At 64.4% G+C, this 8724-nt stretch carries 6 protein-coding genes; all 6 read right to left on the reverse strand.

The features are described from left to right. Positions 1-372 (reverse strand): ATP-binding cassette domain-containing protein (locus MOV75_RS17900; protein WP_247006295.1); only part of this gene is annotated, 372 nt, incomplete at its 3' end. 169 nt (positions 373-541) lie between these two features. Beyond that, entirely contained in the window at positions 542-1726 is a 1185-nt protein-coding gene (locus tag MOV75_RS17905; RefSeq protein ID WP_246927495.1) for a substrate-binding domain-containing protein, read from the reverse strand. Positions 1727-1832: 106 nt separating this feature from the next. Further along, positions 1833-3860: an acyl CoA:acetate/3-ketoacid CoA transferase gene (locus MOV75_RS17910; protein ID WP_309486829.1), complete on the reverse strand. Its 2028-nt coding sequence runs from the start codon at positions 3858-3860 to the stop codon at positions 1833-1835. 110 nt (positions 3861-3970) lie between these two features. Next, on the reverse strand, positions 3971-5281 hold the full coding sequence (locus MOV75_RS17915; protein ID WP_246927499.1) for an MFS transporter: 1311 nt from the start codon (positions 5279-5281) through the stop codon (positions 3971-3973). A 196-nt stretch (positions 5282-5477) separates the two neighbouring features. Then, positions 5478-6920 carry a sigma-54-dependent Fis family transcriptional regulator gene (locus tag MOV75_RS17920; protein WP_246927514.1) on the reverse strand — a complete coding sequence of 481 codons (1443 nt, stop codon included), beginning with the start codon at positions 6918-6920 and terminating at the stop codon, positions 5478-5480. 257 nt (positions 6921-7177) lie between these two features. After that, positions 7178-8724, reverse strand: a 1547-nt coding sequence (locus MOV75_RS17925) for a bifunctional diguanylate cyclase/phosphodiesterase (protein WP_247006296.1), incomplete at its 5' end; no start/stop codon positions are given.

The raw sequence follows: 8724 nt of genomic DNA on the forward strand, positions 1-8724 counted from the left end.
CAGGTCGCGGCGGACCGTCCAGGGCCGCAGCATGTCGTAATGGGTGCCGCTGGCGGCCTGCACCGCGAGGCGAACGTTCTCTTCCACGGTGAGGTTCGGGAAGAGATTGGTGAGCTGGAAGGCGCGCCCGAGGCCCGCGCGGGTGCGCAGCGGCGCGGAGTGCTGGGTGATGTCGGTGCCGCCGAACAGGATGCTGCCGTTCGAGGCGCGCAGCTGGCCCGAGATCAGATTGAAATAGGTGGTCTTGCCGGCGCCGTTCGGCCCAACGATCGCGGTGAGCTCGCCCGGACGGAACGTGCAGGTCACGTTATTGACCGCGACATGGCCGCCGAAGCGAATGGTGAGGTCGCGGGTTTCGAGGGTGAGGGTCATTGTGTGTCGGGTGAGTGTGAGATGGAGCTATGTCCGCGATCACAGTGCGCCCCCTCCCCCGCTTGCGGGGGAGGGTTGGGGAGAGGGTGTTTCCGCGACGAAGACTCCCCAAGAGTTGAGAGCCCTCTCCCGGCCTCTCCCGCAAGCGGGAGAGGTGAAGCAAGAAAGCTCAGCGCTTGTTCTTGACCGGCACGTCCATGTCTTCGATCTTCAGCTCGCGCACCGGCTCGAGCACGGCCCAGGCGACGTTCGGATCGACCTTGACCTTGAAGTGATACATGCTCTGCAGCGCCTGATGGTCTTCCTTGCGGAACACCATCTTGCCCTTCGGCGTGTCGAACTCCAGGCCTTCCATCGCATTGATCAGCTTCTCGGTGTCGGTCGACTTCGCCTTGGTGACGGCGGCGACGACGGACATCGCGGCGGCAAAGCCGCCAGCGGTGAAGAAGTCCGGCGGCGCGTTGAAGCGCTTCTGGTGCTCGGCGACCAGCCAGTCGTTCACCGGGTTCTTCGGGATCTCGTAGAAATAATAGGTCGCGCCTTCCATGCCGGGGAGGCCCTTGTAGGCGGCGAGCGCCGGCAGGATGTTGCCTCCGGTGGAAAGCTCGATGCCGTAGCGCTTCGGGTCCATGTCCTGGAGCTTGGCCAGCGGATTGCCTGCGCCGGCCCAGATCACCCAGATCACCTTGCGGCCCGGCTTGTCCTTCAGCGCGTCGAACAGGCGCTGGCCTACAGCGGTGAAGTCGGTGGTGGAGGTCGGGGCATATTCCTCCGCAGCGAGCGTCGCGCCGGTCTTGGCGAGCGCCTCCTTGAAGGCGGCGACGCCGTCGCGGCCGAAGGCATAGTCCTGCGCCAGGGTCGCGACGGTGACGCCCTGCTTGCCGATCGCGACCGCGTTGGAGATGGCGTCCTGCGAGGAGTTGCGCCCGGTGCGGAAGATGTAGCGATTCCACTTCTCGCCGGTAATCTGATCCGCGACGGCGGGCTCGACGATCAGGATCTTCTTGTTTTCCTCGGCGACCGGGAGAATGGCGAGCGCGGCTGCCGACGAGGTCGTGCCGATCGCGATGTCGGCCTTGTCGTCCTGATAGGCTTCGGCGAGCGCGGCCTTCGAAAGGTCCGGCTTGCCCTGGTCGTCCTTGGTGATGATGACGATCTTGCGACCATCGAGTGTCATCGTGCCCTTGGTGGCGTATTCGAAGCCCATTTTCAGGCCGGTCTCGGTCTGCTTGGCATAGGCCTCGAGCGGGCCGGTCTTGCCGTAGATCAGCGCGACCTTGAGATCGTCGGCCCGTGCGGAGGTGCCCGCGGCGAGCGCGAGGATGGTTGTTGTTATGATGAGTGATCGACGCACGATGGTCCCTCCTGATTTAAAGTTTCTCGGCAACAGCGATTTGCACAACGTTACGAACATTGCAATTGAACCTTCCGGCCGAGCGTGTCGGCCTTTTGAACATGCATCATTTTTGGGCTAGCCGCTCGTTGCCGGCTCCTTCGGCCTGACGCCGATCCGACTGCGCCTCATCGGCGCTTTCGAAAATATGCGGCGCGACGCCGCGCCTCTCCAGGGCTTCGCCGAGCTTGATGCGCAGGAAGCCCGACGTGGTGTAGCGCGACACGCCGGAATAGAAGCGATCGACGAGACTGCGCACCATGGCCGAATAATCGTCCATCAGTTCCGGCAGGATGGAAAAATTGTCATAATTGACGATGGCGTAGACCCGGCGGCCGAGCGGAGCGAGCCTGGCCTCGACGATATCAGCGATGGTGTCGATCTCGGCCTTGCTGCGCAGCGGATAACGCTCCAGGTTGACGAAGAACAGGTTCTGCTGCTCGTCCAGCGTGAAGCGCTGATCGAGCGGAATGGTGAGCAGGCGCTCGCGCAGATCCATGAGACCTTCGCCGAAGATGCGCGCGTCCATCAAGGCGGGATCGCGCGGGATCAACGGCTTGAAATCCATCAGGCGCAAGATGTCGCGCTCGATATCGATGCCGGGCGCGACTTCCGTCAGCTCGAGCCCGTCGGGGTGCAGCTCGAACACGCAGCGCTCGGTGACGTAAAGCGTGCGCTGCTTGCGCGTGGCGGCGAACGGGCCGCTGAAGGTGACGTGCTCGACGCTGTCCACGAACTTGCGCGATGGCGCCTCGTCGAGAATGACGAGCTTGCCGTCGTTCACTGCGATGCGTTGCCTGCCCGCGCCGAAGGTGCCGACGAAGATGACCTCCTTGGCGTTCTGGCTGATGTTGATGAAGCCGCCGGCACCTGCGAGTTTCGGCCCGAACTTGCTGACATTGAGGTTGCCGGCACGATCGACCTGGGCGAGCCCGAGAAAGGCCGCATCGAGGCCGCCGCCGTCGTAGAAGTCGAACTGATACGGCTGGTCGATCACCGCCTGCGTGTTGATCGCCGCGCCGAAATCGATGCCGCTCGCGGGGATCCCGCCAATCACGCCGGGCTCCGCCGTCAGCGTGATCAGGTCGATGATCCGCTCCTCATTGGCCACGGAGGCAATCCCCTCGGGCATGCCGATGCCGAGATTGACGACGCTGTTGGCCTTCAGCTCGAGGGCGGCGCGACGGGCGATGATCTTGCGCTCGCTGACCGGCATCACCGACAGCGAGGCGGCACGGACGCGGATCTCGCTCGAGAATGCCGGATTGTATTGCGTGCCGAAGGTTTGCCAGTGGTTCTCGGGCTTGGCCACCACAACGCAGTCGACGAGGATGCCGGGAATCTTGACCTGGCGCGGATTGAGGCTGCCGGCCTCGGCCACGCGTTCGACCTGGGCGATGACGATGCCGCCGGAATTATGCGCCGCCATGGCGATGGCGAGCGCCTCCAGCGTCAGCGCCTCCTTCTCCATGGTGAGGTTGCCGTCGGGATCGCCTGTGGTGGCGCGGATGATCCCGACATTGATCGGAAAGGTCTTGTAGAGCAGGCAGTCTTCGCCGCCGATCCTGATCAGCTCCACCATGTCCTCGGTGGTGCGTGCGTTCAGCTTGCCGCCGCCCTGCCGGGGGTCGACGAAGGTGCCGATGCCGACGCGGGTGACATGGCCGGGCCGGTGCGCGGCGATATCGCGGAACAGATGCGTGATGACGCCCTGCGGCAGGTTATAGGCCTCGATCTGGTTCGCGATCGCGAGTTGCTGCAATTTCGGCGCAAGCCCCCAATGCCCCCCGATCACGCGCCGGACCAGGCCTTCATGTGCGAAATGATTGAGGCCGCGCTGCTTGCCGTCGCCCTGGCCCGCCGCATAGACCAGCGTCAGGTTGCGCGGCTTGCCCTGCGTATAGGGCGCATCGCCTTCATGGGAGAGGTACAGCTCCTCCAGCGCGATTGCGATCTCCTCGGCAAAGCCGATGCCAACGAAGCCGCCGGTCGCCACCGTGTCGCCGTCGCGGATCAGCATAACCGCTTCGGCGGCCGTGACGACCTTGCCTTTCTCGGAATTGCGCAAATAGGGCAGAGCTGGATGATGGCTCACGGCGTGCCTCCCGGTCCCTTCGATCGTCTGCCGTTGTTGTGCATTGATCCTATCGCGAGGAGCAGCCGTGGAACAGGCCGCTCCTCGCGATGAAAACGTCATCAGGACGCTCAGCCCTGAACTATCTTGCGTGTTTCGGTGGCGAAATAGACCGACACGATGGTGATGAGCGCCAGCGCGATCATGTAGAGCGAGATCGGCCAGGTGGCAGGCGCGTAGGCCGTCATCAATCCCGTCGCGATCAGCGGCGACAGCGCGCCGGCGAAGATCGAGGCGAGGTTGTAGCCGAGCGAGACGCCGCTATAGCGCACCTTGGTGCCGAACAGCTCCGACAGGAAGCTCGCCTGCGGGCCGTACATCGCGGCATGACCGATGGCGAGGCCGAGCACGATCGCGATCCAGGCATATTGCGGGTTCTTGGTGGCCAGCAGCATGAACAGCGGGAAAGACATCAGCGCCGAGAACACCGCGCCGAAGATGTAGACCGGCCGCCGCCCGACGCGGTCGGACAGCGCGCCGAAGGCCGGGATGGTGAAGGTCTCGATCGCCGCGCCGATCAGCACGCCGTTGAGCATGTCCTGCTTGTTCATGCCGAGCGATTGCGTGGCATAGGCGAGCACGAAGGTCGCATAGATGTAGAAGAAGCCGTTCTCGGCGAAGCGCGCGCCCATCGCCAGCAGGATGTTCTTCGGGTACATCCTGATGGCCTCGAGGATCGGCATCTTCACTTCCTGCTTGGTGTCCTTGACCTTCTGGAACTCCGGGGATTCCGCGATGGTGAAGCGGATCCACAGGCCGACCAGCACCAGCGCGATCGAGAACAGGAACGGGATGCGCCAGCCCCAGGCGAGGAGCTGCGCGTCGGTCAGCATCGCCGACACCACCGAGAAAACGAGCGTGCCGAGCACGAGGCCGAGCGGCGCTCCGAGCTGCGGCCAGCTGCCGTAGAAGCCCTTCTTGTCCGCCGGCGCGTGCTCGACTGCCATCAGCACCGCGCCACCCCATTCGCCCCCGAGGCCAAAGCCCTGGATCAGGCGGCAGGTGACGAGCAGGACGGCGGCCCAGATGCCGGCGGTCTCGTAGGTCGGCAGGAATCCGATCGCCGCTGTCGCCACGCCCATGATCAGCAGCGTCAGATACAGCATGGTCTTGCGGCCGATCTTGTCGCCGTAATGCCCAAACACGACGCCGCCGAGCGGACGCGCGATGAAGCCGAGCGCGTAGGTCGCGAACGCCAACAGCGTTCCCATCATGGGGTCGAAGGTCGGAAAGAACAGCTTGTTGAAGATCAGCGCCGCGGCGGTGCCGTAAAGGAAGAAGTCGTACCACTCGATGGCCGTGCCGATCAGGCTCGCGGTGGCGACCGTGACGTGCGAGGGCTGTCTCGCCTGAAGCTGATGGACCGTGATCGCTTCACTCATCTTGCGTCCTCCCTGGTTGCGAATGCGCATGTGCAGCATGCGTCATTGTGCAAAGCGAAGAGCAAGGTCCGCGCCAGATGCGGAGGGTTTGCGCAAAAGGGCTTAAAAGACGGCAATTCCCGCATCGGTGGCCGGAAGGAGCGTCGAGACGCCATGTCCGGATTCCGAGACTCCGGACAGTCCGGTGTCTCGAAACTCAGACGGAGGCCGGTCCCGAGGCGAGGCCGAACTTGGCGAGCTTCTTGTAGAAGGTCGCGCGTGAGATCCGCAGCATCCTGGCGGCCTCGGAGATCTGGCCATTGCTGGCGGCGAGTGCCTGTTCGAGCGTGTGCTTCTCGAATTCGGCCTCGGCCTCGGCATAGGGCACGATTGTTCCGGCCGCGCGCTCGGGCGCAGCCGGCTTGATCTCGGTGCCGACGGGAAGGATGCGCGCGAAATCCTCGCCGGTCAGCCGGCCGGAATCGCTGAGGATCAGCGCCCGCTCCAGGATGTTGCGGAGCTCCCGGACGTTGCCCGGCCAATCGTAGCGTGCGAGCGCGGCGAGCGCGCTCGGCGTGATCTTCGCCTTGACGTAGTCGCCGGAGGCGCTGATGTCCTCGAGCAGCCGGGCGCAGATGTCCGGGAGATCGTCCAGGCACTGGCGCAGCGGCGGCAGCTCGATCGAGAGCACGTTCAGGCGATAATAGAGGTCGGGGCGGAACGTGCCGTCGCTGACGCGCTTGCGCAAGTCCACATTGGTCGCTGCGACCACGCGCACGTCGATCCTGGAGATCTTGTCCGAGCCAAGCGGCTCGATCTCGCGCTCCTGCAGCACGCGCAGCAGCTTGGCCTGCAATTGCAGCGGCATCTCGCCGATCTCGTCGAGGAACAGCGTGCCGCCGTCGGCGATCCGGAATTTGCCCTCGCGTCCCCGTCGGTCGGCGCCGGTATAGGCGCCCGGCGCGGTGCCGAAGAACTCCGACTCGATCAGTGTGTCCGGGACGGCGGCGACATTGACGCTGACGAACGGCTTCTCCGCACGGGACGAAGCATTGTGGATCGCCTGCGCCAGCATCTCCTTGCCCGTTCCGGTCTCGCCGGTGAGGAGCACCGTGACGCTCTGCCGCGCGGCGCGGCTTGCCAGCGCCTTGGCCTGGGCAATTCCCGGCGTGGTGCCGACGTAGTCGGCGAAGGTGAAGCGCGCGGCGCGGGCATTGGACAATTGCCGCCGTGCCAGCCGCAGATCGCTCTCGAGCTGGGCGACGCGGGCGAGCAGCGGCTTCAGGCTTTCGAGGTGGTCATAAAGCACGAAGCCGATCGCGCCGATCACCGTCCCGTTCTCGTCCTCGATCGGCATGCGGGTGACGACGAGTTGCTCGCCGCCGAGCTCCATGATGTCGAGCAGGATCGGCTCGCCGGTCTCGGCCACCTTGCGCATCAGGCTGTTGGGGATGACCTCCTCGATCGGCCGCCCCATCGCTTCACTGATGCGCTTGAGACCGAGCGCGGCGAGATATTTTTCGTTGACGTACACGACCCGTCCGCCGCGGTCGATCGCGATCGCGCCCTCGCAGAGCTTTTCCAGCCGCTCGAACAGCGTCTCCATCGCGCGCGCACGGAGATAGGCGGGATCGCTGATCGAGGAGGAAGCGGCGGACATGACATATCCCACGGGAAGTCCGCCTGTGTATCAGCAAAAGGGTAGCGATTTCAAAGGGGGAATCGATGCAGCGGGGTTAACGCCAATACCCCGCTCGCGATCGACCTCCCGTCACCCTGAGGTGCGAGCGCAGCGAGCCTCGAAGGGCGACGGGCCCGGCTGGCGGGCCGTGCATCCTTCGAGGCTCGCGGCGCGAGCGCCACTTGCACCTCAGGATGACGGAATCAGGAGTTTGTTGGGTGGTCGAGGAACGTGCCCTACCTTCGATACCCGCTCGCGCGCGAATAGCCCTGGCGGTTCTGCTGGTGCGGGCGGCTTGCAACGCTCGCCCGGGCTTCGCTGGAGAGCGGCGTTGCGAGCTTCAGCTCCTCCAGGAAGATCGGCCGGGAGAAGTAATAGCCCTGCGCGTAGCGGATCTTGGTCGCGGCCTGGAGATAGGCGAGCTCCTCGTAGGATTCGAGACCCTCGGCAATCACGGTCATGCCGAGCGCTTCGCTCAAGGATTCGATCGCGCGCAGGATGCCCTGGCTGCGCGGGCGCTTATGAATGTCGGTGATGAAGGAGCGGTCGATCTTGATCTCGTCGGCGGTGATGTCGGCCAGCGCGGAGAGCGAGGAATAGCCGGTGCCGAAATCGTCGATCGAGATGCCGACACCGAGCTTGCGGAACGCCGGCAGGATCTCGTCCTGGAAATGATTTTTGGCGACGAAGGCATCTTCCGTCAGCTCGATCATGAAGCGGTTGGGAAATCCGGTGTCGTCCAGCGCCTGCGCGAAGCTGCGCATGAATTCGGGATTGCCGGCCTGCTTGGCGGCGACGTTGATGCTGATGGTCGCTTCCGCGCCAAACGTCTCGTTGATCAGGTCGATCGACTTGACGATCTCGGCGAGGACGAGGTGAGTCAGCTCGTCGATCAGGCCGAGCTCGCTGGCGAGATTGATGAACGAGCCGGGCGCCTGGATCACTCCTTCGTCGTCGCGCAGGCGCACCAGGGCCTCGATGCCCTTCACGGCCTGGGTGCGAATGTCGACCTTGGACTGAAAGGCGCAGCAGAAGCGCTTTTCCAGGATGGCGAGCCGTAGCGACTGCTCGACCTTCATCCGCGCCTGCGCCTCGCGCTCCATGCTGGCATCGAAGAAGGCGGCCAGTCCCTTGCCGTTGTTCTTGATACGGTACATCGCGATGTCGGCGTTCTGGCGCAGCGTCTCGAAACTGCTGCCGTGGTCGGGATAGAGGCTGATGCCGACCGAGGTCGAGGCGAAGACCTCCGAATGGTCGATGAAGAACGGCGCGGTCAGCCGCTCCAGCGTCGACTGCATGAATTCGGCGACCTCCTCCTGGCTCTGGATCGGCGACAGCAGCAGCAGGAATTCGTCGCCGGAGATGCGCGACAGCATGTCGGAGTCACGCAAGTCGCGACCGAGCCGCTTCGACAGCTCGACCAGCAGCGCATCGCCGACCGCGTGGCCGTAATAGTCGTTGATGTGCTTGAAATTGTCGACGTCGAGGAAGGCCAGCGCGAAACGTTCGCCGCTGCGATTCTCCGCAAGCAGATTGTTGGCGCGATGCTCGATCACGCGCCGCGAGGGCAGTCCGGTCAACTCGTCGAAATAGGCCGAGCGGAACAGCTGGTCCTCGAAATTCTTCTGCTCGGTGATGTCGGAAGACGCCGAGATCAGGAGCTCGCGTCCGGCAAGGCGAACGGGACGATGGGTCGTGAGCAGGACCTGGCGCGCGGCGCCGCCGTGAAGCGCCTCCTCGGTGACGACAGGCTGGCCGGCGCTCAGAGCCTTGCGGCAGGCTT

Source organism: Bradyrhizobium sp. PRIMUS42 (assembly GCF_023006515.1).
Lineage (GTDB): Bacteria > Pseudomonadota > Alphaproteobacteria > Rhizobiales > Xanthobacteraceae > Bradyrhizobium.